Annotated in this window: 24 protein-coding genes and 1 riboswitch; of the genes, 16 read left to right on the top strand and 8 right to left on the bottom strand. The window is 70.1% G+C overall.

Translation table 11 applies throughout. The features are described 5' to 3' along the window. Positions 1 to 85: 85 nt before the first annotated feature. From gcvP to gcvT, 3 genes are read right to left on the bottom strand one after another with little or no spacing between them, the layout of a single operon-like run. The gene (gene gcvP / locus ITJ57_RS07850; RefSeq protein WP_194669554.1) at positions 86 to 3,007 is read right to left on the bottom strand and encodes an aminomethyl-transferring glycine dehydrogenase; all 2,922 of its coding nucleotides are present in this window, start codon (positions 3,005 to 3,007) and stop codon (positions 86 to 88) included. Beyond that, positions 3,007 to 3,381 (bottom strand): glycine cleavage system protein GcvH, encoded by a 375-nt coding sequence (gene gcvH / locus ITJ57_RS07845; RefSeq protein WP_194669553.1) that lies wholly within the window; start codon positions 3,379 to 3,381, stop codon positions 3,007 to 3,009. The genes gcvP and gcvH overlap by 1 nt, the downstream gene beginning before the upstream one ends. Before the next feature lie 3 nt (positions 3,382 to 3,384). After that, positions 3,385 to 4,509 (bottom strand): glycine cleavage system aminomethyltransferase GcvT, encoded by a 1,125-nt coding sequence (gcvT, locus tag ITJ57_RS07840; RefSeq protein WP_194669552.1) that lies wholly within the window; start codon positions 4,507 to 4,509, stop codon positions 3,385 to 3,387. Positions 4,510 to 4,669: 160 nt separating this feature from the next. After that, positions 4,670 to 4,755: riboswitch (glycine riboswitch) on the bottom strand. Positions 4,756 to 4,902: 147 nt separating this feature from the next. Here gcvT and ITJ57_RS07835 point away from each other — a divergent pair. From ITJ57_RS07835 to ITJ57_RS07805, 7 genes are all read left to right on the top strand, one after another. Beyond that, entirely contained in the window at positions 4,903 to 5,685 is a 783-nt protein-coding gene (locus ITJ57_RS07835; protein ID WP_194669551.1) for an NUDIX domain-containing protein, read from the top strand. Next, positions 5,682 to 6,989, top strand: coding sequence for a quinolinate synthase NadA (gene nadA, locus ITJ57_RS07830; protein ID WP_194669550.1), 1,308 nt, complete (start codon positions 5,682 to 5,684; stop codon positions 6,987 to 6,989). Before ITJ57_RS07835 ends, nadA begins: the two co-directional genes overlap by 4 nt. Before the next feature lies 1 nt (position 6,990). After that, positions 6,991 to 8,622 carry an L-aspartate oxidase gene (gene nadB, locus ITJ57_RS07825; RefSeq protein WP_194669549.1) on the top strand — a complete coding sequence of 544 codons (1,632 nt, stop codon included), beginning with the start codon at positions 6,991 to 6,993 and terminating at the stop codon, positions 8,620 to 8,622. Then, a complete protein-coding gene (gene nadC / locus ITJ57_RS07820; protein WP_194669548.1) occupies positions 8,616 to 9,467 on the top strand; it encodes a carboxylating nicotinate-nucleotide diphosphorylase in 852 nt (283 codons plus the stop codon). The genes nadB and nadC overlap by 7 nt, the downstream gene beginning before the upstream one ends. 1 nt (position 9,468) lies before the next feature. Then, positions 9,469 to 10,611, top strand: a complete 1,143-nt coding sequence (locus ITJ57_RS07815) for a cysteine desulfurase family protein (RefSeq protein ID WP_194669547.1) — start codon at positions 9,469 to 9,471, stop codon at positions 10,609 to 10,611. 107 nt (positions 10,612 to 10,718) lie between these two features. Then, positions 10,719 to 10,934, top strand: a complete 216-nt coding sequence (locus tag ITJ57_RS07810; protein WP_194669546.1) for a hypothetical protein — start codon at positions 10,719 to 10,721, stop codon at positions 10,932 to 10,934. 232 nt (positions 10,935 to 11,166) lie between these two features. Next, entirely contained in the window at positions 11,167 to 11,736 is a 570-nt protein-coding gene (locus tag ITJ57_RS07805; RefSeq protein ID WP_194669545.1) for a carboxymuconolactone decarboxylase family protein, read from the top strand. 14 nt (positions 11,737 to 11,750) lie between these two features. Here the strand turns inward: ITJ57_RS07805 and ITJ57_RS07800 are convergent, their stop codons facing one another. After that, a complete protein-coding gene (locus ITJ57_RS07800; protein WP_194669544.1) occupies positions 11,751 to 13,406 on the bottom strand; it encodes an ABC-F family ATP-binding cassette domain-containing protein in 1,656 nt (551 codons plus the stop codon). A gap of 209 nt (positions 13,407 to 13,615) precedes the next feature. Between ITJ57_RS07800 and ITJ57_RS07795 the strand changes: the two genes are divergently transcribed. Beyond that, the gene (locus ITJ57_RS07795; protein WP_194669543.1) at positions 13,616 to 14,899 is read left to right on the top strand and encodes an ice-binding family protein; all 1,284 of its coding nucleotides are present in this window, start codon (positions 13,616 to 13,618) and stop codon (positions 14,897 to 14,899) included. A 45-nt stretch (positions 14,900 to 14,944) separates the two neighbouring features. Next, positions 14,945 to 15,292 (top strand): LysR family transcriptional regulator, encoded by a 348-nt coding sequence (locus ITJ57_RS07790; protein WP_056007356.1) that lies wholly within the window; start codon positions 14,945 to 14,947, stop codon positions 15,290 to 15,292. Between the two features lie 42 nt (positions 15,293 to 15,334). Here the strand turns inward: ITJ57_RS07790 and ITJ57_RS07785 are convergent, their stop codons facing one another. Continuing rightward, on the bottom strand, positions 15,335 to 16,504 hold the full coding sequence (locus ITJ57_RS07785) for a hypothetical protein (protein WP_194669542.1): 1,170 nt from the start codon (positions 16,502 to 16,504) through the stop codon (positions 15,335 to 15,337). A gap of 121 nt (positions 16,505 to 16,625) precedes the next feature. Between ITJ57_RS07785 and ITJ57_RS07780 the strand changes: the two genes are divergently transcribed. The 4 genes from ITJ57_RS07780 to ITJ57_RS07765 all read left to right on the top strand — a co-directional run bounded on the left by ITJ57_RS07780 (position 16,626) and on the right by ITJ57_RS07765 (position 19,429). Continuing rightward, positions 16,626 to 17,144, top strand: coding sequence for a hypothetical protein (locus tag ITJ57_RS07780; RefSeq protein ID WP_194669541.1), 519 nt, complete (start codon positions 16,626 to 16,628; stop codon positions 17,142 to 17,144). Positions 17,145 to 17,200: 56 nt separating this feature from the next. Beyond that, a complete protein-coding gene (locus ITJ57_RS07775) occupies positions 17,201 to 18,052 on the top strand; it encodes a hypothetical protein (protein WP_194669540.1) in 852 nt (283 codons plus the stop codon). 203 nt (positions 18,053 to 18,255) lie between these two features. Further along, complete coding sequence (locus ITJ57_RS07770; RefSeq protein ID WP_194669539.1) at positions 18,256 to 18,594, top strand: hypothetical protein; 339 nt, start codon at positions 18,256 to 18,258, stop codon at positions 18,592 to 18,594. Between the two features lie 121 nt (positions 18,595 to 18,715). Then, the gene (locus tag ITJ57_RS07765; RefSeq protein WP_194669538.1) at positions 18,716 to 19,429 is read left to right on the top strand and encodes a hypothetical protein; all 714 of its coding nucleotides are present in this window, start codon (positions 18,716 to 18,718) and stop codon (positions 19,427 to 19,429) included. Between the two features lie 175 nt (positions 19,430 to 19,604). On the opposite strand, the gene ychF is transcribed toward ITJ57_RS07765, so the two are convergent. After that, positions 19,605 to 20,678 (bottom strand): redox-regulated ATPase YchF, encoded by a 1,074-nt coding sequence (gene ychF, locus ITJ57_RS07760; RefSeq protein WP_056778371.1) that lies wholly within the window; start codon positions 20,676 to 20,678, stop codon positions 19,605 to 19,607. A gap of 132 nt (positions 20,679 to 20,810) precedes the next feature. Between ychF and ITJ57_RS07755 the strand changes: the two genes are divergently transcribed. Both ITJ57_RS07755 and rmuC read left to right on the top strand, forming a co-directional pair. Further along, complete coding sequence (locus ITJ57_RS07755; protein ID WP_194669537.1) at positions 20,811 to 21,392, top strand: exonuclease domain-containing protein; 582 nt, start codon at positions 20,811 to 20,813, stop codon at positions 21,390 to 21,392. Positions 21,393 to 21,450: 58 nt separating this feature from the next. Then, on the top strand, positions 21,451 to 22,830 hold the full coding sequence (gene rmuC, locus ITJ57_RS07750; protein WP_194669536.1) for a DNA recombination protein RmuC: 1,380 nt from the start codon (positions 21,451 to 21,453) through the stop codon (positions 22,828 to 22,830). Between the two features lie 80 nt (positions 22,831 to 22,910). Here rmuC and glpX read toward each other — a convergent pair whose 3' ends face one another. Continuing rightward, positions 22,911 to 23,909: a class II fructose-bisphosphatase gene (gene glpX, locus ITJ57_RS07745; RefSeq protein ID WP_194669535.1), complete on the bottom strand. Its 999-nt coding sequence runs from the start codon at positions 23,907 to 23,909 to the stop codon at positions 22,911 to 22,913. A gap of 74 nt (positions 23,910 to 23,983) precedes the next feature. After that, the gene (locus ITJ57_RS07740; RefSeq protein WP_194669534.1) at positions 23,984 to 24,955 is read right to left on the bottom strand and encodes a fructose-bisphosphatase class II; all 972 of its coding nucleotides are present in this window, start codon (positions 24,953 to 24,955) and stop codon (positions 23,984 to 23,986) included. Between the two features lie 76 nt (positions 24,956 to 25,031). On the opposite strand from ITJ57_RS07740, the gene fbaA reads away from it, so the two are divergent. Continuing rightward, positions 25,032 to 26,057: a class II fructose-bisphosphate aldolase gene (fbaA, locus tag ITJ57_RS07735; RefSeq protein ID WP_056007380.1), complete on the top strand. Its 1,026-nt coding sequence runs from the start codon at positions 25,032 to 25,034 to the stop codon at positions 26,055 to 26,057. Positions 26,058 to 26,066: the final 9 nt, after the last annotated feature.

Raw genomic sequence — 26,066 nt, 5'->3', positions numbered from 1 at the left:
CCGACGGCCGGCCCGTTCTCGGACGAACAAGGACTCCCCTGCCCACGACGGGGCGAGGGAGTCCTCGTTCGACGGTGCGCTCCGCCTAGGCGAACGCCTCGGGCGGTGGGCAGGCGCACACGAGGTTGCGGTCGCCGTACGCCTGGTCGATCCGGCGGACCGGGGGCCAGTACTTCGTCCGCACCAGCGTGTGCACGGGGTACACGGCGAGTTCACGCGAGTACGCGTGGGTCCACTCCCCCTCGATGACCGACTGCGCCGTGTGCGGCGCCCCGACGAGCGGGTTGTCGTCGGCCGGCCACTCGCTCGCGGCGACGGCGTCGGCCTCCGCCTTGATCGCGATCATCGCGTCGACGAAGCGGTCGACCTCGGCGAGGTCCTCACTCTCGGTCGGCTCGACCATGAGCGTCCCTGCAACGGGGAACGACATCGTCGGGGCGTGGAAGCCGTAGTCGACGAGGCGCTTGGCCACGTCGTCGACCGTGATCCCCGTCGTCTCCTTGAGCGGACGGAGGTCGAGGATGCACTCGTGCGCGACCAGGTCGCTGTCACCCGTGTAGAGGACCGGGTAGTGGTCCCGCAGTCGGGCGGCGATGTAGTTCGCGGCGAGCACCGCGGCCCCCGTCGCCTCGCGAAGACCCTCCGAGCCCATCATGCGGACATAGGCCCACGAGATCGGGAGGATGCTCGGGCTGCCGTAGGGGGCCGCCGAGATCGGACCGCCGGCGTGCACGACGGTGCCGCCACCGAGCAGCGGGTGCTCGTCGCGCTGGGCGAGCGGGTGCCCGGGGAGGAACGGCGCGAGGTGCGCCTTCGCGGCGACCGGCCCCACGCCGGGCCCACCGCCACCGTGCGGGATGCAGAACGTCTTGTGCAGGTTCAGGTGCGAGACGTCGCCACCGAACTCGCCGAAGCGCGCGTACCCGAGCAGGGCGTTGAGGTTCGCACCGTCGACGTAGACCTGGCCACCGGCGTCGTGGACCGCCTGGGTGATCGTCTTCACCTCGTGTTCGTACACACCGTGGGTCGACGGGTAGGTGATCATGAGCGCGGCGAGGGTCTCGGCGTTCGACGCGATCTTCGCGCGGAGGTCGTCGAGGTCGACGTTGCCCTGCTCGTCGCAGGCGACGACGACCACCCGCATGCCGGCGAGGACCGCGGAGGCCGCGTTCGTGCCGTGGGCGCTCGACGGGATCAGGCAGACCGTGCGCTGCTCGTCGCCGTTGGCCCGGTGGTAGCCGCGGATCGCCAGCAGACCCGCGAGCTCCCCCTGGCTGCCCGCGTTGGGCTGCAGCGAGACGGAGTCGTAGCCGGTGACCTCGGCGAGCCAGATCTCGAGCTGGTCGACGAGTTCGAGGGAACCGGCCACGTCCTCGCGCGGCGCGAACGGGTGGAGTCCGGCGAACTCGGGCCAGGTGACCGCTTCCATCTCCGTCGCCGCGTTGAGCTTCATCGTGCACGAACCGAGCGGGATCATCCCACGGTCGAGCGCGTAGTCGCGGTCCGCGAGCTGCTTGAGGTACCGCATCATGGCGGTCTCGGAGTGGTGTGTGTTGAACACCGGGTGCGTCAGGTACTCGGTCTCGCGGGCGAGCGCCGCCGGGTAGGCCGACACTGTTCCCGGTCCGAAGGCCGAGGCGGACGACGCCTCGTCGAAGACGTATGCCGACGGCTCGCCGGCCGTGGTCGCACCGGCGGTGGTGAGGACCTCGACGAGGGTCGGGACGACGCTCTCCTGGGCACTCACCTCGTCGAAGCTCATCGAGACGGTCGTCTCGTCGACGGCCCACAGCAGGATGCCTCGCTCATGAGCACCGGCCACCACCGCCGCGCTGTCCTCGACGCGCACCTGCAGGGTGTCGAAGTACTGCTCGGTGAGCACCTCCACCCCCGCGGACTGCAGGAGGTGTGCCGCGCTCGCGGTCGCCGCGTGGACCGACTGCGCGATCCGCTTGAGTCCGGCGGGACCGTGGTAGACGGCGTACATGGCGGCCATGACAGCCAGCAGGACCTGTGCGGTGCAGATGTTGCTCGTCGCCTTCTCGCGGCGGATGTGCTGTTCGCGGGTCTGCAGCGTGAGCCGGTAGGCGGGGTGACCCGCCGCGTCCTGGCTGACACCGACGAGCCGTCCGGGCATCTGACGCTCGAGTCCCTTGCGGACCGCGAGGTACCCGGCGTGCGGGCCGCCGAAGCCCATTGGCACGCCGAAGCGCTGCGTCGTGCCCACCGCGATGTCCGCACCGAGCGAGCCGGGCGAGGAGATCAGCGTCAGGGCGAGGAGGTCCGCCGCCACGACGGAGACACCGCCACCGGCCTTCACCGCCGCGAGGACCGCGGACGGGTCCCAGACGAGTCCTGAGGCTGCGGGGTACTGCACGAAGACGCCGAACGCGGCCGGGAGGTCGGTCGGCGCGGTGCTCGAGAGCGGCAGCTCGACGAGGTCGATGCCGACCGCTTCGGCGCGGCTGCGGAGGAGCGCCTTGGTCTGCGGGTAGGCATCGGTGTCGACGATGAAGGTCGTCTCGGCGAGCTTCGAGGCGCGACGGGCGAGCAGCATCCCTTCGACGACGGCCGTGCTCTCATCGAGCATCGAGGCGTTCGCCGTGTCGAGGCCGGTGAGGTCGGACACCATCGTCTGGAAGTTGATGAGCGCCTCGAGGCGCCCCTGCGAGATCTCCGGCTGGTACGGCGTGTAAGCGGTGTACCAGGAGGGGTTCTCGAGCACGTTCCGCTTGATGACCGCGGGCGTGATCGTGTCGAAGTACCCGAGGCCGATGAGGCTCCGGTTCATCGTGTTGCGGCCCGCGAGTTCACGGAGTTCCGCCAGCGCCGCACGCTCGCTCGCGGCGGCGGGGATGCTCGACGACGCCAGTTCCGCTGCCGTGATGGCAGACGGGACGGCTGCCGACAGCAGCTCGTCGACGCTCGCGTACCCGACCGCTGCGAGCATGGTCGCCTGGGCGTCGGTGTCGGTCCCGATGTGCCGATCTGCGAAACGGTCCGCCATCACTCGCCCACCAGCTTGCTGTAGTCGTCCCAGCTGAGCAGCGTGTCGGGCAGCGCCTCGTACCGCACCGAGACGAGCCAACCGGCGCCGAACGGGTCGCTGTTGACGAGCGACGGGTCGTCGACGACGGCGTCGTTCGCCTCGACGACCTCGCCGTCGAGCGGTGCGAACAGCTCACCGACGGACTTCGTGGACTCGATCTCGCCGACGACGGTGCTCGCGGAGAGCGCCGCACCGACGGCCGGCAGGTCGACGAACACGACGTCGCCGAGCTTCTCGGCGGCGTAGTCGGTGATGCCGATGACGGCGAGATCGCCCTCGACGCGGATCCACTCGTGCTCGGCGGTGTACTTGAGGGTGGTCTTGTCGGCCATGGGTTACTTCTCTCTCGAATAGAAGGGGAGCGTGGTGACGGTCGCGGGGATGCGCGTGCCGCGGACGTCGAGGTCGAGCACGGTGCCCGGCTCGGTGTGGTCGGGGTGCACGTAGGCCATCGCGATCGGGTATCCGAGGGTCGGTGACAGCGCGCCGCTCGTGACCTCGCCCACGACGTCGTCGCCGGCCAGGACGGCATAGCCGGCGCGACCCGCACGGCGGCCCTCGGAGACGAGCCCGACGAGCACGCGTGCGTCGGCGGCCGGGCCGGCCTCGATCGCGTCGCGCCCGACGAAGGAGCCGTGCTTGGCGAGCGCGACCACCCGGCCGAGCCCGGCCTGAACCGGCAGCATGTCGGGGCCCAGCTCGTGGCCGTAGAGCGGCATGCCGGCCTCGAGGCGGAGCGTGTCGCGGCTGGCGAGTCCCGCCGGGACGAGGCCGAGCGGCGTTCCTGCGGCGACGATCGCGTTCCACAGCTCCACGGCGTCCGCGGCGTCGACGTACAGTTCGAAGCCGTCCTCACCGGTGTACCCGGTGCGCCCGATGAAGACGGTGCCGTTCTCGAAGGAGGCGCCCGTCGCGCGGTAGTACTTGACCTCGTCGAGCGAGGGCAGTTCGTCGAGGACGTGCAGTCCCTCGGTCGCCTGCAGGATGGCACGCGACGCGGGCCCTTGGACCGCGATGAGGGCGATCTCGTCGCTGCGGTCGACCACGGCGAGCTGTTCGAAGGCGGCTGCGCGCTCGGTGAGCGCGGCGACCGCCGCCTCGCGGTTGCCGGCGTTCGCCACGACGAGGTACTCATGATCGCCATTGCGGTAGACGACGAGGTCGTCGATGATGCCGCCCGCCTCGTTCAGCAGCAGCGAGTACTTGGCCTGCAGCAGCTCGATCGCCGAGAGCCGGCCGGCGAGCGCCTGGTCGAGGAAGGCGGCGGCGTCCTCGCCGACGACCTGGATCTCGGCCATGTGCGAGATGTCGAAGATCCCTGCCGCCGTGCGGACGGCGTGGTGCTCGGCGAGGTCGCTCGAGTAGCGCACGGGCATCTGCCAACCGGCGAAATCGGTGAAACTCGCGCCGACGGCTTCGTGGACGGCGTACAGCGGGCTGGTTCGTTCGGGGTCGGTCACGAGTTCTCCGGGGTCGCGTGGTGCGCGGCGGACGCCTGTCGGCGTCCGTTGGGAACTCCCCCTCTGTCATTGGCCTGAGAGCTTCGCGGGGCCGATGCTGCGGGCCCTGCTTTCACCGTCGGCGAGCGCGCCAGGAACGTGCGCTGCTTTCCAGAGTGGCCAGTCCGATGCGGTACAGGACCTGAGAGATTGGCGGGGAGGCTTGCTCCTTCGGTGCCGGCGTACCGGCTCTCCCGCATCGTGTTTGCGGCCCGATGTTCGATTAGAGCGCCAGCATATCGCGAGTCACCGGCGAAGCGGGGGGCATCTGTTCAGGTCCGGTGTACACTAAGTCTCAGGCGAGTAAGTGTCATTCGAACCATAAGACGCTGCAGCCCCGATCCAGGAGCCACCATGCAGCGCACCACGACGCCCGCAGAGGCCGACGCGACGCCCGTGGAGCTGGCCGTCTCGACGGTGATCTTCACCCTGCGGACCGACGACGGCTTCGGGGCCGACGACCCGGCTCCCGCCATCTGGCTCCCGCTCGTGCGTCGCATCCGGGAACCGTACGACGGTCACTGGGCACTGCCTGGCGGGCCACTCGGCGCGGCGCAGTCGCTCGCGGACGCCGCAGCGTCCACGCTCGAGGGGACCACGTCACTCCGCCCGCGCTACCTCGAGCAGCTCTACGCCTTCGGGGACCTCGACCGCTCCCCCGCCGAACGCGTCGTCTCGATCGTCTACTGGGCCCTCGTCGGATCCGAAGAGGCGAAACGCACGCATCTCGGGCAGAACGTGCGCTGGTTCCCCGCCGACGCGCTGCCGCCGCTCGCCTTCGACCACCGGGAGATCGTGGAGTACGCACTCTGGCGCCTCCGCAACAAACTCGAGTACAGCCACATCGCCCACGCCTTCCTCGGCGACACCTTCACCCTGACCGAACTCCGCGAGGTGCACGAGGCCGTGCTGCAGAAGCAACTCGATCCGGCCAACTTCCGCCGCCAGGTGGAGGCGTCCGGGCTGGTCCTCGCGACGGACGAACTCCGGACCGGTGGCCGACACCGCCCGGCACGGCTGTACCGCTGGACTGAACCCGTCGCCCGACCGGCCACGCCGGCCGCGTCCCGTCCGGCGAGCACCCGCACCTCGAACTCCCCCACGACCCCCCGAGCGACGTCCCAGGAGCCAGCATGACCATCACCGCATCCGTCGACGACACCATCCAGCAGATCGCGGAGGGCACGTCGGACGGCGCGACCTGCGCACCGGAGCTCGCCGCGGGCCCGTGGGTCTTCGACCTGCAGCCGCCGAGCTACGGCCCGGGTGCGTCCATGGGAGACGTCATCCCGACGGGCTCACCGCGTCAGGGACAGCTGCCGGCGGCCTATCGCGACGCCGCCCCCGAGGACCTCCACCGACGCATCGTCGCCGCGAAGGAGACTCTCGGCGACCGCGTCGTCATCCTCGGGCACTTCTACCAGCGCGACGAGGTCGTGCAGCACGCGGACTACATCGGCGACTCCTTCCAGCTGGCGAACGCCGCCAAGGCCCGCACCGAGGCGGAGGCGATCGTCTTCTGCGGTGTGCACTTCATGGCCGAGACCGCCGACCTCCTGTCGGGGCCTGATCAGGCGGTGATCCTGCCGAACCTCGCGGCCGGGTGCTCGATGGCCGACATGGCGAACATCGACCAGGTCGAGGAGGCCTGGGAGGCGCTCGAGGCGCTGTACGGAACCGAACCGGACGCCGACGGCCGGGTGCCGGTCATCCCGGTCACCTACATGAACTCCTCCGCCGCGCTGAAGGGGTTCTGCGGCCGGCACGGTGGGATCGTCTGCACCTCGAGCAACGCGGAGACCGTGCTCCGGTGGGCGTTCGAGCGCGGCCAGCGGGTGCTGTTCTTCCCCGACCAGCACCTCGGGAGGAACACCGCAAAGAAGCTCGGCGTGCCGCTGGAGCGCATGCCGATGTGGAACCCGAACCGCCCCCTCGGCGGCAACGAGGCCTCGGCGTTGACCGAGGCCCAGGTCATCCTGTGGCACGGGTTCTGCTCGGTCCACAAGCGGTTCACCGTCGACCAGATCGACCGGGCACGCGCCCAGCACCCCGGCGTGCGGGTCATCGTGCACCCCGAATGCCCGATGCCGGTGGTCGACGCCGCCGACGAGGCGGGCTCGACGGACTACATCCAGAAGGCGATCGCGGCAGCACCGGACGGCACGACCTTCGCCATCGGCACGGAGATCAACATGGTGCAGCGTCTGGCGGCGCAGTACCCGCAGCACACGATCTTCTGCCTCGACGACGTGATCTGCCCGTGTTCGACGATGTACCGCATCCATCCGGGCTACCTCGCCTGGGTGCTGGAGGGTCTCGTCAGCGGTGAGGTCCTCAACCGCATCACCGTCTCCGACGACGTCGCCGTGCCCGCGAGGCTGTCGCTGGAGCGCATGCTCGCCGCGAAGCCACCGGCGACCACCGTGCCGCAGGTCGGCTGACATGGCCAGGGTGCTCGTCGTCGGGAGCGGGATCGCGGGGCTCGTCGCCGCGATCCGAGCGAGCGAGCGTCACGACGTCGTCGTCGTCACGAAGGACGTCCTCGGCCAGAGCAACACCAGGTATGCGCAAGGCGGGATCGCCGGCGTCATGTTCGACGACGACCGGGTCGAGGACCACGTCCGCGACACGCTCCTGGCGGGAGCCGGACTCTGCGACGAGGCCGCGGTGCGGCTGCTGTGCACCGAAGGACCTGACCGGATCCGGGAGCTCATCGCCTTCGGGGTGGCGTTCGACCGCGACGGCGAGCAGTTCGCCAAAGGTCTCGAGGCGGCGCACTCCTATCCCCGCGTGCTCCACGCGGGTGGTGACGCGACGGGTGCGGCGATCGAGACGGCCCTCGTCCGGACGCTCGAAGCCCGCGGGGTCCCGGTCCTCGAGCACACCGTGCTCCTCGACCTCGACCTCCGAGGCGGGGTCGCCGTCGGCGCCCACCTGTGGTCCGCCGAGCGCGGGCACGTCACGCTCCCCGCGGAGCACATCGTCCTCGCGACCGGTGGGGTCGGCCAGCTCTACCCGTTCACCACCAACCCCTCCGTCGCGACCGGCGACGGCGCAGCGGTGGCGCTCCGGGCCGGAGCTCTCCTGGCGGATGTCGAGTTCGTCCAGTTCCACCCCACGGCCCTGACCACTCCGGAGCGCTTCCTCGTCTCGGAGGCGGTCCGTGGTGAGGGTGCGGTCCTCCGGGACGCCGCGGGTCATCGGTTCATGCACCTGCTGCATCCTGACGCCGAGCTCGCACCGCGGGACGTCGTCGCGCGCGGGATCGCGCAGGCCATGGCGGCACAGGGAGGCCGTCCGGTGACCCTGGACGCCACCGCGCTCGGCGCTGAGCGGCTGGCTGAGCGCTTCCCCGGCATCGACGCACACCTCCGCGCGTCGGGTGTCGACTGGTCGACCACGCCCGTCGAGGTCGCTCCGGCCGCCCACTACTGGATGGGCGGTGTGGCCACCGATCTCGACGGCCGGACGACGGTCCCCGGGCTCTACGCGATCGGCGAGGTGGCGCGGACCGGCGTGCACGGCGCGAACCGCCTCGCCTCGAACTCTCTCCTCGAGGGCGCCGTGTTCGCCGCGCGCGCCGTCGCGGCGATCGACGCGTCCGGCACCGTCGGCCCGACCGCCGGTCGCCCGACGCTCGGTTCCGTGACGATCGACGTCGAATCCGTCGCCACCACCCTGGACGGCACGACATCGGCCGCGCCGCCGTTCAGCCGCCAGGCCCTGCACGACCTCATGTGGCGGCATGCCGGACTCGTCCGGAACGCGTCCGGGCTCACCGAGGCTCAGGCGACCCTCGCGGGTTGGGCGATGCGGTCAGCAGCTCAACGTGATGGAACCGACCCGGTCTCGGCGATGGAGGACCGCAACCTCCTGCTCCTCGCCCGCGCCGTCGTCGCCGCAGCGTTGCAGCGCACGGAGTCCCGCGGCGCCCACGCCCGGGACGACCACCCGGCGATCGATGTCGCCGAAGCCCGGCCGATCTCGGTCACCCTCGCTCCGGCGCCTCCACCGTCATCCTCCAGCCCGTCGCCCCTCCCGCTCCTGAACGGATCCGTGCTCTCGCCATGCTGACCCCTCGACTCATCGACACCGTCGTCTCCGCCGCTCTCGACGAGGACGCTCCGTGGGGCGATCTCACGGCCGACGCTCTCATCCCCGCGGAGGCCCAGGCGTCGGCCTCCCTGAACGCCCGGGAACCGGGCGTGTTCAGTGGCGCAGCGGTGTTCGAGGCCGCGTTCCGCCTCACCGATCCGGGGATCAGCGTCGCGTTCCTCGTCGCCGACGGTGAGCCGTTCTCCGCCGGCGACACCATCGCGATGGTCTCCGGTCCGGCCCGGGCGGTGCTCACCGCCGAGCGGGTCGCGCTGAACTTCGTGCAACGGATGAGCGGGATCGCGACGATGACCGCGGCCTACGTCAGCGCCGTGTCCGACACCCGGGCGCGCATCGTCGACACCCGCAAGACCACGCCCGGCCTCCGCGCCTTCGAACGGCACGCGGTCCGATCCGGTGGTGGCCGCAATCACCGCCACTCCCTGTCCGACGCCGTCATGGTGAAGGACAACCACCTCGCGGTGCTGCTCGAGCGCGGCCTCACGGTCACCGAGGCGTTGCTGCGGGCGCGCGAGGAGTTGCCCCACACGACGAGCATCGAGGTCGAGGTCGACCGGCTCGACCAGATCGAGGCCGTGCTGGCAGCCGGTGTCGACACGATCATGCTCGACAACTTCACCCTCGACGAGCTCCGCGAGGGTGTCGTGCTCGTCGCCGGCCGGGCGGTCGTCGAGGCGAGCGGCAACGTGACCCTCGCGACGGTCCGTGACATCGCCGCGACCGGGGTCGACGTGATCTCCTCCGGAGCGCTCACCCACAGCGTGCAGTCGCTGGACCTCGGCCTCGACGTGTCGGTGGACTGAGGTGCTGTACCTCGACAACGCCGCGACGACACCCGTCCGGCGTGAGGTGATCGAGGCCATGTGGCCGTACCTGACGAACACCTTCGGCAACCCCTCGAGCCACCACACCGTCGGCGAGGCGGCCGCCGCCGGGCTGGACGACGCCCGACGCCGGATCGCGACGGTGCTCGGCACGCGCCCCGGCGACATCATCTTCACCTCCGGCGGGACGGAAGCGGACAACCTCGCGGTGAAGGGCCTCACGCTCGGCTCGATCACGCGCGGTCGGCACGTCGTCACCTCGGCCGTCGAGCACGAGGCCGTCGCGGAGTCCTTCGCGTACCTCCGTCGATTCCACGACGTCGAGGTGAGGACGCTGCCGGTGGATGCCACGGGCCGCGTGGACCCAGACGAGTTCGCGGCCGCGCTCCGGCCGGACACCGTGCTCGCGAGTGTCATGGCCGCGAACAACGAGATCGGCACGATCCAGGACCTCGCAGCGCTCGGTGCGATCGCTCGAGCCGCCCGAGTCCCCCTGCACACCGACGCCGTCCAGGCGGCGGGATGGCTCCCGCTCGGCCTCGATCGGCTGGGGGTCGACGCGCTCAGTCTCTCCGGCCATAAGCTCGGCGCGCCCAAGGGCATCGGGCTGCTGGCCGTCCGCGGCGCGCTCCCCCTCGAGCCGCTCGTCCATGGTGGCGGTCAGGAGCGGGGGCGACGCAGCGGGACGGAGAACGTCGCAGCGGCCGTCGGTCTCGCCACCGCCATCGAGCTCGCCGAACAGGAACGCCTCGGAGCCACCGAACGGGTGACGCTCCTGCGAGACGCCTTCATCGCCCGGGTCCTGCAGGGGGTCCCCGGCGCGCGACTCACCGGTCATCCCGAGCACCGCCTGCCCGGCATCGCGTCCTTCGTCTTCCCCGGGACGAGCGGTGAGGCGGTCCTCCTCGAACTCGAACGCCGAGGGGTCGTATCGTCGAGTGGCTCCGCGTGTGCCGCCGGCAGCGACGAACCGTCCGCCGTCCTGCTCGCCATCGGTGTCGAACCGACGGTCGCGCAGACGGCCGTCCGGTTCAGCTGCACGTCAGCCGTCACCGCCCGGGAGCTCGACGACGCGGCGAGCGCCGTGGTCGCCGCCGTCGCCGCCGTCGCATCGCTCGCCTGACCACGGTCTAGCCCCGTTCGCCTGGGAACACAACCGGTTGTCGTCGGCCAGGCGGTTCGGCAGGGTGGATCTCGTGACCGAGACTCGGGAACAGAGACGGAGCTGACATGGGATTCCTGGACAACGCCAAGGACGCGGCTGAAGCGACCGGTCGGAAGATCGGCGAGACCGTCGAGGACACGAAGGACCGTCTCGGCGACAAGGTCGACGAGGCCAAGGCCGACGCGAAGGTGAAGCAGGCGGAGGCCGACGTCAAGAAGGCCGAGGCCGAGCGTGACTCCACCGAAGCGAAGAACGACTACAAGGAGCAGCTGCGCGACTGACGCGCCCTCCCCCCTGAACGACGAGGACCCCGCCTGGCGACTGCCGCGGGGTCCTCGCTCATGCGTGGGGCGTGGGTCGCGGGCCACCCGACGACCGTTGGGCCCGGTGCTGTCGATGCCGTCACCGACGTCCACCGGAAGACGTGCTGACAGCGCCCGCCTCGAGTGCCATCATGGACGAACGACAGCCGCGGACACCCGGCCCGCGACCCGTTCCGACGAGGTGGCCGACATGTCGATCCTCCGCACCATCCCCGAAGCCGATGCCGATGCGATGACGGCTGCACTGTACGACGGCGACATCGCCGACCAGGGCTTCGTCGCAGCACACACGAAGGTCATGGCGTTGAACCCCGAAGCGTACGCCGCTTGGGAGGCGCTGATCGGGGCGATCGCCCGACCGCTCGGCAAGCGGCGCTACGAGCTCGTGACGCTCGCCGCGGCGCGAGGGACGCGGTCACGACACTGCCGTCTCGCTCACGGCCGGAAGTCGCTCTCCCTGTTCGACGAGGACCAACTCGTGCGCATCGCAGCGGACTATCGCGACGCCGGCCTGAGCCCGGCAGAGGTCGCGATGATGGCTTTCGCGGAACGGGTGGGTCGCGACTCGGACCGGATGACCGACGCCGACAGCCTGACCCTGCGCGAGCACGGCTTCTCGGATCAGGAGATCCTCGACATCACCCTCGCCGCGGCCGCCCGCAACTACTACAGCCGGGCACTTCAGGCACTCGCGGTCGACGTCGACGTTCCTGAGGACATCGGCCCCGAACTGCGTGACGCCCTCGTGCGGGACCTCTGAGCCCCGCCGCCGCGCTAGTGCTCCGTGACTGCGCCCGCCTCGACGACCCAACGCCGCTCGATCCGGACGGTGTCCAGCATCCGGCGGTCGTGCGTGACCAGCAGGAGCGTCCCCTCGTAGCTCTCGAGCGCCTCCTCGAGCTGTTCGATGGCGGCGAGGTCGAGGTGGTTCGTCGGTTCGTCGAGGACGAGCAGGTTGACGCCGGTCGCCTGCAGCACGGCGAGCCCGGCTCGGGTGCGCTCCCCCGGTGACAGCTCGTCGACGGGCCGGTTCACGTGGTCGGCCTTCAGCCCGAACTTGGCGAGCAGGGTCCTGACTTCACCCGGCGACAGTTCGGGCACGATCGCCTCGAACCGGTCCGCGAGCGGCTCAGAGCCGACGAGCAGTGAACGGGCCTGGTCGATCTCGCCGATGCGCACACTGGAACCGAGGCTCGCCGTCCCTTCGTCCGGCGTCCGACGGCCGAGCAGGGTCGCGAGCAACGTCGACTTCCCGGCGCCGTTCGGGCCGGTGATGCCGATCCGGTCACCCACGTTCACCTGGAGCGACAGCGGACCGAGCCGGAAGTCGCCCTGCTGCACCACGGCCTGCGAGAGCGTCGCGACCACGGTGCTCGAGCGCGGTGCGCTCCCGATCGTGAACTGCAGCTGCCACTCCTTGCGCGGTTCCTCCACCTCGTCGAGGCGGGCGATGCGGCTCTCCATCTGGCGGACCTTCTGCGCCTGCTTCTCGGACGACTCCGCCGAGGCCTTCCGGCGGATCTTGTCGTTGTCCGGCGCCTTCTTCATGGCGTTGCGGACCCCCTGGCTCGACCACTCCCGCTGCACCCGCGCACGGCCCACGAGGTCCGCCTTCTTGTCGGCGAACTCGTCATACGCGTCGCGGGCGTGCCGCCTGGCGACCTCGCGCTCCTCGAGGTAGGCCTCGTACCCACCGCCGAAGACGCGGTTGCTCTGCTGCGCGAGGTCGAGCTCGAGCACGCGGGTGACGCAGCGGGCGAGGAATTCGCGGTCGTGGCTGACGAGCACGACGCCGCCGCGGAGCCCCTGCACGAACCGCTCGAGCCGTTCCAGACCGTCGAGATCGAGGTCGTTCGTCGGTTCGTCGAGCAGCACGATGTCGAACCGCGACAGCAGGAGCGCGGCGAGTCCGACCCGGGCGGCCTGGCCGCCCGACAGCGACGTCATCATGGTGGAGGACACGTCGGCGTCGAGGTCCAGTCCGAGGTCGGCGAGCACCGCGGGGATGCGCTCTTCCAGATCTGCCGCACCACTCGCCAGCCAGCGGTCGAGTGCGGCGGAGTACACGTCGGCCGGATCCTCACCCGGTGCGGCCGGCTCGGCGAGCGCCGCCGCAGCGGCATCCATCGCCTCGGTGGCTGCGGCACACCCGGTGCGTCGGGCGATGTAGGCGGCGACGCTCTCGCCGACGACGCGATCGTGTTCCTGCGGGAGGGATCCGACGAAGGCGTCGGACGGCGACAGGGTGATCGTGCCGGCCTGCGGTTCGAGGGAGCCGCCGAGCAGCTGGAGCAGCGTCGACTTGCCTGCCCCGTTCATCCCGACGACGCCGATCACGTCGCCCGGCGCCACCGTCAGATCCAGGCTGTCGAACAGGGTGCGGTGGCCATGTCCGCCGGCGAGGCCTTGGGCGACGAGCGTTGCAGTCATGCTGCAATCGTCTCATTCCGGCGGACGAACCCTGACCGTTCATTCCGCGCCAGGCGCGCGCGTGCGCCCGCATAGCACAACATCACGATTGAGTACAATCCGCCGCCCTACCGGCTACAGCACCCCCCAAAGGTGTTACACAGAGAGCAGTTGCGGTTGATGTCGCCATCCTCTTGGCTTCGCGCCCCTCCCACACGGAAGGGGCACGCATGCGCCTCGAACTCTCTCCACCCGCCCCAAGCGCCAGACCCGGTCACCTTCGCACTCGCCTCTTCGGTGCAGCGGCAGTCGTCACCGTCGGACTCCTGGCCATCGGTGCAGGCCCGGCGAACGCCGCGACCACGATCAACGGCCCGATCTTCCTCGGCACGGCAGCCGACTACGGCGTCCTCGCGTCCTCGGCCATCACCAACACCGGCCCGACCACGATCAACGGAGACCTCGGGCTGAGCCCGGACAGCTCCGTGACGGGCTTCCCGCCGGGCATCGTCAACGGCACCCAGAACGTGACGAACGAGCCCGCCGCCCTCGCGAAGGACGACCTCCTCACCGCGATGGGCGTCGCCTCCAGCCTCACGCCGGACCCCCAGCAGGTCGGCGATCTCACCGGCCTCAACCTCGACCCAGGCGTCTACGCCGGCGGAGAGATCTCCCTCACCGGGAACGTGACGCTCACCGGCACCGCTGAGTCGGTCTGGGTCTTCCAGGCGGCCAGCACCCTGAAGACCGGCACCAGCTCCTCGGTCACCCTCGTCGGCGGCGCGAGCGCCTGCAACGTGTTCTGGCGCGTCGGCAGCTCGGCCACCCTCGACGGCGGCGGGCCCTTCGTCGGCACGATCCTCGCGGACGCGTCGATCTCCACGGGATCCGGCACGGTCGTCGAGGGACGCCTGCTCGCGTCCACCGGCGCGGTGACGCTCATCAACACCGTGATCACCCGTCCTTCCGGCTGCGACGACGGCAGCGGATCTGAAGTGACGACGAGCCCCGAGATCACCTCAGCACCCCTGCCCGGCGGGACGGTCGGCACGACGTACGACAGCACGGTCACCTCGACCGGTAGCCCGGACGCGACCTACACCGTCACCTCCGGCGCGCTTCCCCCGGGCCTCGTCCTCGACAGCGTGACCGGCACCGTGAGCGGCACCCCGACGACTCCTGGCAGCTACCCCGTCACGGTGACGGCCAGTAACGGCACCGCACCCGACGACACGATCGAATCGACGATCGTGATCCAGCCCTTGGTGCCGCCGGTCGTCGTCCCTCCGGTCGTCACCCCGCCCGTGGTCACCCCGGTGATTCCGCCGGTCTCCCCGCCCGTGAACGCTCAGCCGAACACCCCCACGGTCCCGGTCAGCGACATCGACCGCCTGGCGGAAACGGGTGTGAACGGGACGCTCATCGTGGCCGTCGGTGCATCACTGCTGCTCCTCGGTATCCTCGTCGCCGTCGGCTCGGTGTTCCTCCGCCGCCGTCGCGCGTTGGACCACTGACCCACGCTGGTCTGCGGTCCGACGCCGCCCCCGTAGGCTGAGGGCATGGACCACAAGCAGCTGCGCTCCTTCGTCGCCTCCGCGGAAACGCTCCACTTCGCAAAGGCGGCGAAGGAGCTCGGTGTGCCACGCAGCACCGTCGTCGCCGACGTCCGGAAGCTGGAGGAGATCCTCGGCGCGGAGCTGTTCGCCCGCGACGTCGAATCCACCCAGCTGACCGATGCCGGCTCCGCGTTCCTCATCGACGCCCGGCGTCAGCTCGACGCCTCGGCCGCGGCCGCCGCGAAGTCGGCTCCCGCTCCGGGCGGCAAGGCCAAGGCCAACAAGGGCAAGGGTCGGGCTCCGAAGGTCAAGGGTGAGCCCCTGCCGTACAAGAAGCGCCAGGGTCGCTGAACCGGACCTCGCGCGACAATCCTCCGCTGCGAGGGTGCTCGGTCAGCGGTCGAGCGACTCGGACTCCGTGTGTGCGAGCCGCAGCAGCTCGCCACGCCGCTCCGCCTCGTCCCTCGCCGATCGTGCAGCGGCCGTGAGCCTGGCGACGTGGACCGGCGGTTCAGGATCGATCGCGGCGCCGAGTTTCGCGGCGCCGGCGAACCCGTCGAGTTGCACGACGACCGCCTCCCGGTACCCGGCTGCGATCCCGGCGGAGAGGTCACGCAGGCCCGCCACACCGACGGGCCCGTCCTCGACCGCCATCGCGACGAGCACGATTCCCCCGCGCACGCGCGTGCAGACGGCGCCGGACGGGATCTCACGGAACACGGCCTCGGCGAGCAGCGCTTCGAGTTCTCCGGCCGAAGCCAGACCGTAGGCACGCCGCAGGTCCCCGTACCCGTCGATGGCCACCTCGACGACGGCGAGCCGTTCGCCCGGCTCGAGCCTCGTCCGGAGCGCGGTCGCCTCGACCTCGAAGGCCCGGCGACCCACGGTGCGGATGCCCTCGCGTTCGGAGGCGAGCCGCTCCTTGCGTTCCCATGAGCGGAGCAGGACGAGGCCGACGGCGACCAGGATCACGAACACGAGGTTCATGTAGGTCACGAATGCGGTGCCGAAGATCCGCTCGAACGCCGCCGAATGCGGACCCGCAACGATGTACACCACCAGGCGGACCGCGGTGAACGCCGCATGCAGGCTGAGGACGATCACGAGCACGAGCGACGCCGAGGCCGTTCGCATCCGACCGCGTCGGGCCTCGAACACCACCAGCAGCGACAGGACGATCAGCGAGCCGAGCCGGGCGATCGTGCCGGCCCATTCGGGGTCGTCGGTGGGGTCCAGGACGGCCGAGAGCGCCGTCACACCGACGATGAGCGTTCCGAGGAGCACGAGGCTGCGTCGTCCGTTGAACAGCCGACAGCCCACCCACAGGGCGGCGATTGCGGCGACCATCGAGGCGTTGGCGATGGCGACGATCCACACGGAGTCACCGTTGAGGGTGGCGGCGAGGTAGCTGACCGCCGAGAGGAGCGTCGTGGCGAACCCGGACATCCAGGCAGCCATGTGGCGGCCGGCGAGGGTGCGCGCGCTGTCGAGCGCGTAGAAGATCCCGCACGCGGCGCAGACGATCACCGCGACGACCAGCATGCTCGCCAGATCGATCGTCACCCGTGGCCCCCCGAGGCGCCCGTTCGGGTGGCGCCTCATCGAGCGTAGCGCCCGTTTCGACCGTCGGCGCGGCAATGCGGGGCCGTCGCGGTGTGCAGGTGTGACGTGCCACCATCGATCCATGCGTGCATCGTCTGTCCGACCGGTCGCCGTCCGTGCGACGGCGTTCCGCGGCACGTCCAGATGGCGTGGGCGGCCGGTGCGGGTCGTCGGCTACGACGCGCTCCTGCCGGACGGATCCGTCCGCTTCGACGTGGATCTCGCGTGGGCGATGCCCGCGCACCCGGCGGATGCCTCCACCCGCGAGGCGAACGTCCATGACCGCTGCCCCGAGCTCGGCGCCGGACCGTGGGTGGACGAGTTCGGGCGAGCCGTCGACGGGCCCGACGACGCCGGACCGCCGCTCAGCGCACGGCGCCGGGCGCGCCCGCGACCCAGCGACCTGCACCGTCGCCACGCATCGGCGAAGTCCGCACGCCGCTGGCGCGCCGGAATCGGCGTGGCCGCGCTCGGCCTCGGAGTGGTGCTCATCGTCGGCCCGGAACAGAACGGCATCGTCGGGGCACTCGGCGTGCTGTGCCTCGTGGCGGGCGTCTCGACCCTCGCCGGACTGGTCCCCCGTGACCGCCAGTGGTGGTGACCGGGCGCGTTCCTGCTAACCTCCGCGTACCCCAACCGGAAGTGAGAGCTACAGCCATGCTCCGACGCTCGACCACGAAACTCTCCCTCGCCCTGCTGGCGAGCGCCTCGTTCGCCCTCACGGGGTGCGCCGGTGCCGCCAACGAAGAAGCTTCCCCGGCGAGCGCCGCCAGCGCTGGTCCGGAGCGCGGCACGTTCGAATTCCAGACGCCGCGGTACGGGTCCGAGAGCGATCTCGTCATCCGGATCCCGGCTGCGCTCCTGGATGCAGCCGAGCAAGACGACAGAGAACTGCTCGTCACGTCTGTGACCGCGAAGGCCCGTGACCTGGACTCCTCGGACTACTGCGCCGTCGATCTCGCGGTCAGCTATGCGGCCAAGGGCGCGGACTCGCTTGCAGCGTCGACCGTTGAAGACCCCGAGGCCACCACGTCGGAGGAGCTGACGTACATCCTGCAGAGCAACTTCGGCGTCGACACGATGGCTGAGTTCGAGGAGCAGTACGCCGACGATCCCGAGGCTCAGGCACGACTCGAAGAGCTCACCGCCGGGCTGGAGGATTACGTCGACACCACCGCCGGCAAAACCGCTTGGCAGAACGTCGCCTCGCGCATCGCGGGCGACTCGTCGGCCTCGGCGCTCATCGACGAACTGGACGATGCGGACCCCAAGGCCGGAGTGTTCATCTCTGAGAACCTGAAGACACTCACCTTCGTCCAGCGGTGTGCATCATCCGAGATGGACGACGACCACACGCGATCCTTCATGTTCCCGGTGAAGACCGACGATGACACAGCCACCTTCGCCGCTGTGGACATCAGCGTCATGAAGAGCGGGACGCTGACGATCACCGAGGCGACCGTCTCGGACTACGAGCTCGATTCGAACGGCGACTGGATCGGCCGCTGAGCAGCAGGCCGGGTCCGGTCGGCGCAGCCCGTCCTCTGATGAGGATCATCGCAGCCGGTTGGACGCTGATCCCGCACGGCCTCCGCCCCTCGTGATCGGTGGCGCCCCTGCGGGCCACACGTTGAAAACGTCCATACCGCTGCCCCGAGGTCGGCGCCAGACGCTGGTGGTGACCGACGAACGACGGCCGTCATACTCGACTGATGGAGATGCGCTACGTCGATCACGAGCCCGGCACCTGGTTCCTCGTCGAGGACGAGCACGCTCACTACCTGGACGCGCGGTACAGCTACAGCGCCATCATCGACGACTCCGCGTTGATTCAGCTCGACGAGGTCGAGCTCGCGGCGTACCGCGCAGGCGGCCACGACGCACTGACGGACCTGGCTCGGAGGGTCCACAACAGCGCACCGTACCGGCCTGAGTCGCCGTTCTTCACGCGGAACCTGTACCGGGGAGCAGACGGCGAGGCCTACCGATCAGCGGTCGCGACTGCCATCGCCAAGCACACCTGGCTCGCGGAGCAGCGCCGCAAACGCTGAGCCATGGGTTCGACGCTGCGTGCGCCCGCCGACAGCGAGCGGCGCACCGTCTTGAAGGGTTCAAGCCGTCCTCCGAGCAGGCACGCCTCCGCTTGTCGGCGTCGGGCAGGAGGATAGGTGTATGACAGATCCGAATGAGGAGTTCCGTTTCATCGAGGACGCCCTTCGACTCCTCGGCAACGATGTGCAGTCCGACCTCGCGTCACGAGGATGGGCGGTCGCCGACCTCGGGGTCCCCGACGGCGACCCTCTCGAGTGGTTCTGGCCTCCGACGGCACCGGTCGGTTACGGCGGGCTGCCGGACTGGAGCGACGAGGCCATGCAGCACCGGCCACAGATGCACGGACCGCGACACACCCCGTGGCGGGTACCGACCAGGATCACGAAAGCGCAGGGCGGATGGCGCGTCGAGTACGGCGAGGCGATCGCTCAGGAACCGGATGCGGTGGCGGGATACGCGGATGACGCGTCGCTGCTCGCAGACCTCGAACGCATCGAGTGCTGGCCGATGGACCTCGACGAGGCTCGCCTGATCCGGAGCGAACGCCTCTTCGCCGTCACCACGGCGCTCGCGCAGGATGCCCACTACCAGGGCTTCACGGTGACCGAGCCGTACAGCAGCCGCATCAACGCCATCCGACCTCACCTGATGTTCGAACGGAGTCGCGCCGTCGGACTCGCTGACACCGCCGCTCCTTCAACTCCTCGCCCGCGAGGTGACCTTGCCGCGCAAATGAACCTGGTCGACGCCGAGGCGTGGGCGTCCGCAGTGCGCACGGCGCGCGCCGGCGGCGAGGGGTGGGGCGTCAGCGGTCCCGAAAGACCGCGCGTGTAGATCTCATCTGGCAACCTGAACGCGGGACGCATCCAGAACGCTGACCGGCTCGCATGTTGACGCAGTCGTGATCGTCCAGCCGCTTCACCTCACGCTTCGCCTGCTCGGCTGTACCGCGGAGCGGTTCTGGCTCACGGCAGCCGACCGACCGAGGGACGCGTCTTGCAGCCCTCACCTACACGTTGAAGCGGAACTCCACGACGTCGCCGTCCTGCATGACGTAGTCCTTGCCCTCCATGCGGGCCTTGCCCTTGGAGCGGGCCTCGGCGACGGAGCCGGTCTCGACGAGGTCGTCGAACGAGATGACCTCCGCCTTGATGAAGCCCTTCTCGAAGTCCGTGTGGATCACCCCGGCAGCCTGCGGGGCCTTCGCACCCTGCGGGATCGTCCACGCACGCGATTCCTTGGGGCCGGCGGTGAGGTAGGTCTGCAGGCCGAGCGTCGCGAAGCCGATGCGGGCGAGCTGGTCGAGGCCGGACTCGGTCTGGCCGGTCGACTCGAGCATCTCGCGGGCGTCGTCCTCATCGAGGTCGACGAGCTCCGACTCGAGCTTCGCGTCGAGGAAGACGGCCTTCGCCGGCGCGACGAGCGCGGCGAGTTCGTCGAGCTTGCCCTGGTCCTGGAGGACGTCCTCGTCGACGTTGAACACGTAGATGAACGGCTTGGCCGTGAGGAGGCCGAGCTCCTTGATGGGCGCGAGGTCGATCTTCGTCGCCGAGAGCGGGGTGCCGGCGTTCAGCGCGTCCTGCGCCTCCTTGGCGGCCGTGAGCACGGAGGGGTCGAGCTTCTTGCCCTTGACCTCCTTCTCGAACCGGGTGACGGCCTTCTCGAGGGTCTCGAGGTCGGCGAGGATCAGCTCCGTGTTGATCGTCTCCATGTCGGAGGCCGGGTTCACATCGCCGTCGACGTGCACGACGTCGGGATCGGCGAAGCCGCGAACGACCTGCGCGATGGCGTCGGCCTCACGGATGTTCGCGAGGAACTTGTTGCCGAGCCCCTCCCCCTCGCTCGCGCCCTTGACGATGCCGGCGATGTCGACGAAGGACACCGCGGCGGGCAGGATGCGCTCGCTGCCGAAGATCTCGGCGAGCTTGCCGAGCCGGGCGTCGGGGAGTTCGACCACGCCGACGTTCGGCTCGATCGTCGCGAACGGATAGTTCGCCGCGAGCACGTTGTTGCGCGTGAGCGCGTTGAACAGGGTGGACTTGCCGACGTTGGGCAGGCCGACGATGCCGAGAGTAAGAGCCACGAGGGTCTATCGTACGCGGCCGGGGAGGCCCGTGCGTCGCCGCTCGCATCGGGCGACGGATCGGGCCGGTCGATCGGGCGCGATGCGGCGAGCCGACCGGTCGGTGTCGGACCCTGGTGCGAGGGTGAGGACGTGCCACTGGATTTCACCGCCATCGACTTCGAGACCGCGAACTCGTCATCCGCCTCCGCCTGCAGCGTGGGCCTCGTCCGAGTCCGCGACGGCATCGTCGTCGACCGCGCGGGCTGGCTCATCCAGCCCCCTGCCGGACACGACGCGTTCCTCGAGTGGAACACCCGCATCCACGGGATCGTCGCGTCCGACGTCCTCGGGGCGCCGGGCTGGGCTGACCAGCTCGACACGCTGCTCGACTTCGCGCAGGACGACGCCCTCGTCGCGCACAACGCCGGCTTCGACATGGGCGTGATCCGGGGCGGATGCGCCGCCACCGGACTCGACTGCCCCGAGCTCAGCTACCTCTGCAGCCTCAACGTGGCCCGCAAGACCTACCAGCTCGACTCCTACCGGCTCCCCGTCGCGGCGCTCGCGGCCGGGTTCGACGACTTCCAGCACCACGACGCCACGGGCGACGCCGAGGCCTCCGCACACATCATCATCCACGCCGCCGCCCGCCACGGCGCCACATCGATCGCCGAACTCGCCCAGCTCACGAGCGTGAAGATCGGGCGGATCGGCACGGCCGTCGCCGCCTGACGGTACAGTCGCCGCGCGGCCTCCGATCGATGTCGGTGGCCCACGACACACTGAGGGCATGGACAGCGCACTCGCCCTCGGGATCGGCCTCCTCATCGGACTCGTCATCGGCGCGGCCGTCATGGTGATCCTGCTGCAACGCCGGAACGGCGGAGCGACGATCGACCCCGCGCTCCTGGAGGCGAGACATGCCGCCCAGCTGGCCGACGTCCGTGGTCAGCAGGCCCAGCTCCTCGCCGAGTCCTCAGCGCGGGAGGCCGACATCCGCGCCGCCCTCCGCGCTGAGCTGGCCGCGCTCGACGCCACGGCCGACGGACTGGGGCGCGAACTGCAGGCCCAGCGCGAGCAGTACCGCGAGCTCGTCGACCGCCAGCGGGCCGACGCGGAGCGACGGTCGCGCCAAGAGCACGAGGAGAGCCAGGTGCTCCAGGCCCTCGCCCCCGTCCAGCACAGCCTCGAACACATGCAGGCGAAGGTCGCGGAACTCGAACAGCAGCGCAGCCGCCAGCACGGCGAACTCGCCCAGCAGCTGAAGACGGCTTCGGAGTCGGAGGAACGCCTGCGCTCGACGACGGAGTCGCTCGCCTCCGCGCTCCGCAACAACGCGACGCGTGGCGTCTGGGGTGAGACCCAGCTCCGGAACGTCGTGGAGGCCGCGGGGCTCACCCAGCGCGTCGACTTCGACCTCCAGTCGAGCATCACCTCCGGCACCGGCACCGGCCGACCCGACATGGTCGTGCGGCTCCCCGGCGGCAAGTCAATCGCCGTGGACGCGAAGGTCCCGTTCGCGCAGTACCTCGAGGCCAGCACCATTCCGGTGACGGCGACGGGCGAGGAGGCCGCTCGGCGCACCGCGCTCCTCGCGCAGCACGTGAAGGCGGTGCGGTCGCACGTGGACGCCCTGTCGGCCAAGGGGTACTGGCGCGGTCTCGAGTCGAGCCCGGAGTTCGTCATCTGCTTCATCCCGAGCGAGTCACTCCTCGCGGCCGCCCTCGAGGCCGACGCGAGTCTGCTCGACTACGCCTTCGGCAAGCGGGTGGCGCTCGCCTCCCCCGTCAACCTCTGGGCGGTGCTCAAGACGGTCGCGTTCACCTGGCAGCAGGACGTCCTCACAGAGGACGCCAAGCGGTTGTTCGACCTCGGCAAGGAGCTGTACCAGCGGCTGTCCACGCTGTCGGACCACGCAGACCGCTTGCGCCGCTCCATCGAGAGCACCGTCACCAACTACAACCAGTTCGCGTCGTCCTTCGAGACCCGGGTGCTCGTCACGGCCCGCAAGCTCGACGCCCTCGACGAGGCGACGGTCATCGGGCAGGTCAGCCAGAGCGACGCGTCGCCGAAACGCCTCACCGCACCGGAGGCACAGCCGTCACCGGAGCCGTCCAGCCCCGAGCCCAGCGAACTCGAGGCGCGCCTGGCCCACCGGCTGCAGGACTGACCGGGCCTGCCCGGAACGACGAAGCGCCCGTCACCACCCTCGGGGTCGTGACGGGCGCTTCATGCCGTCGGACGGAGCGGCTACAGCCACTTCGCCGCGAGGTGGTCGGCCTCGACGCGGCGGATGGTGCCGGAGCGCGACCGCAGGACGAGGCTCTCCGTGCGGATGATCGGGCCCTTGCGCTGCACGCCGTCCACGAGCTCGCCGTGGGTGACGCCGGTCGCGACGAAGTAGGTGTTGTCGCCACGGACGAGGTCGTTCGCGCCGAGGACACGGTCGAGGTCGTGACCGGCCGCGAGGGCGCGCTCCCGCTCCGCGTCGTCCTTCGGCATGAGCTTGCCCTGGATGAGCCCGCCGAGCGCCTTCACGGCGCACGCGGTGATGATGCCCTCGGGGGTGCCGCCGATACCCACGCACATGTCGATGCGCGAGTCGTACCGTGCGGCGTTGATGCCGCCCGCGACGTCGCCGTCGAGGAGGAGACGCGTCCCGGCGCCGGCGGCCCGGATCTCCTCGATGAGCTCCGCGTGTCGCGGCCGGTCGAGGACGGCGACGCGGATGTCCTCGGGCTGCTTGCCCTTGGCCTTGGCGAGCTCACGGATGTTGTCGCCGATGGACTGGCTGATGTCGACGACGCCGATGCCGTCGGAACCCGTGACGATCTTGTCCATGTAGAACACGGCCGAGGGGTCGAACATGCTGCCGCGGTCGGACACCGCGATGACCGAGAGCGCATTCTGACGTCCGGCAGCCGTGAGGCTCGTCCCGTCGATCGGATCGACCGCGATGTCGCAGGACGGGCCGCGGCCGTTGCCGACGTGTTCGCCGTTGAACAGCATGGGCGCTTCGTCCTTCTCGCCCTCACCGATCACGACCACGCCGTCGAAGTTGACGGTGCCGAGGAAGGCGCGCATCGCGTCCACGGCGGCACCGTCGGCGGCGTTCTTGTCGCCGCGACCGATGAACGGCGCCGCACGGATGGCGGCCGCCTCCGTCGCTCGGACGAGCTCCATGGCGAGGTTGCGGTCGGGCTGCAGATAGTGGGAGCCGGTTTCAGGCTGGGTCACTGGATCCTCCATGGATCGCTCGCCTCGTGGGACACGACGCTTCGGTGGATGAGGGTTTCAGCCTAGCGAACGGGGCTGGGAAGGCCTCAGGGCGACTCGGGATCGAGGCGCTTCCGTGACCTCGTGAGCGGGCTGCCCGGTCCGACGACGACCGACTCCACCGTGACACCGCCGTCCGCGTCGAGGCTCACCCCGGCGAGTTCGGCCCCGGCGGCGAGCGCGGTGGAGGTGACGGCGCTGAGCAGCAACCACGCGTCGGCGGTGCAGAGTTCGTCGAGCGGCACCTCGCGGGCGAGGTCGACGCCGACCTCGACGAGTCGCGCGTGCTCCTCCGGTGACTGCGGGGCGAACCGCGCCGTCATCCAGCCGCCGAGCGCTCGGACCGCGGCGGCCGTCAGGATGCCTTCGGGAGCTCCGCCGATCCCGAGGAGCAGGTCGAGGTCGCCGTCGGCCGCCGCGGCACGGAGGGACAGCGCGACGTCGCCGTCCGCGAAGCCGACGAGCTCCGCCCCGGCGGCCTGGATGGCCTGCGCGGTCGCGGCGTTCCGCGGACGGTCCTGGACGGCGACCCGCAGTGTCGACACCGGGCGTCCGAGGTTGGCGGCGAGCCGGTCGAGCGTCACTGCGATGGGATCCGCGAGGGACAGGCCACGACCGGCGTGTGCCGTGACGAGCTTCTCGAGGTAGTAGGCGGGTCCGATGTCGAACATGGCGCCGCGCGGGGCGACCGCGATGACTGCCACGGAGTCGGGCCTGCCGGCGGCCGCGAGCTTGGTGCCGTCCACGGGGTCGACGGCGAGGTCGATCGCAGGGCCGGCGCCCGTCCCGAACCGCTCGCCGACGAAGAGCATGGGCGCCTGGTCCTTCTCGCCCTCCCCCACCACGACGCGGCCGTCGACGGCCAACGGCTCGAGCGCCCGACGGAGCGCGTCGACGGCCACCCCGTCGATCCGCATGCCGTCGCCGCCACCCACGAGACCCACGACCGCGGCCGCCGCGGCCCGCGTCGCATCGAGGAAGCCGTCGAGGAGGTCGGTGTCCGGAGTGTGCTCGGTCATGTCCTCATCGTGCCCTATGCCGCCTGGCCCGATTCACTAGACTTCTAGGCGAATCGTCCCCACGCAAGGAGAAGACATGCCCGTCGCCACCCCGGAACAGTACGCAGCGATGCTCGACAAGGCGAAGTCGAACGGGTTCGCGTACCCCGCGTTCAACGTCTCGAGCAGCCAGACCATCAACTCCGTCCTCCAGGGCCTCACCGAGGCCGGTTCCGACGGCATCATCCAGGTGACCACGGGCGGCGCCGACTACTTCGCCGGCCACACGGTCAAGAACCGCGCCGCGGGCGCCATCGCCTTCGCGAAGTTCGCCACCGAGGTCGCCAAGAACTACCCGGTCACCGTGGCGCTCCACACCGACCACTGCCCGAAGGACGCGCTCGACGGTTTCGTCATGCCGCTCATCGCCGCATCCGAGGAAGAGGTCAAGGCCGGCCGCAACCCGATCTTCCAGTCCCACATGTGGGACGGCTCGGCGGTGCCGCTCACCGAGAACCTCGAGATCGCGACCGAGATGCTCAAGCGCACCAAGGCCATCAACGCCATCCTCGAGGTCGAGATCGGCGTCGTCGGCGGCGAGGAGGACGGTGTCAGCCACGACATCAACGAGCACCTGTACACGACGCTCGACGACGCCATCGCGACCGTCGAGGCACTCGGGCTCGGCGAGCAGGGCCGCTACATGGCCGCCCTCACCTTCGGCAACGTCCACGGCGTCTACAAGCCCGGCAACGTCAAGCTCCAGCCCGAGCTGCTGAAGACCATCCAGGACGGCCTCACCGCGAAGTACGGCCACGGCCCGAAGCCCCTCGACCTCGTCTTCCACGGCGGATCCGGTTCGACCGACGCCGAGATCGCCGAGGCCGTCGCGAACGGTGTCGTCAAGATGAACATCGACACCGACACGCAGTACGCGTTCACCCGCTCGATCGCCGGCTACATGCTCTCCAACTACGAGGGTGTGCTGAAGGTCGACGGCGAGGTCGGCAACAAGAAGCTCTACGACCCGCGCGCCTGGGGCAAGGTCGCCGAGTCGGCCATGGCCGCACGCGTCGCCGAGGCGACCAAGCAGCTCGGCTCGTACGGCACCAGCACCTCCTAAGCAGTCGCA

The sequence above is a fragment of the Plantibacter sp. VKM Ac-2880 genome, from assembly GCF_015351235.1.
Lineage (GTDB): Bacteria > Actinomycetota > Actinomycetes > Actinomycetales > Microbacteriaceae > Plantibacter.
Note: the sequence above shows the minus strand (reverse complement) of the source record. Positions and strands in the feature narration are given on the sequence as shown.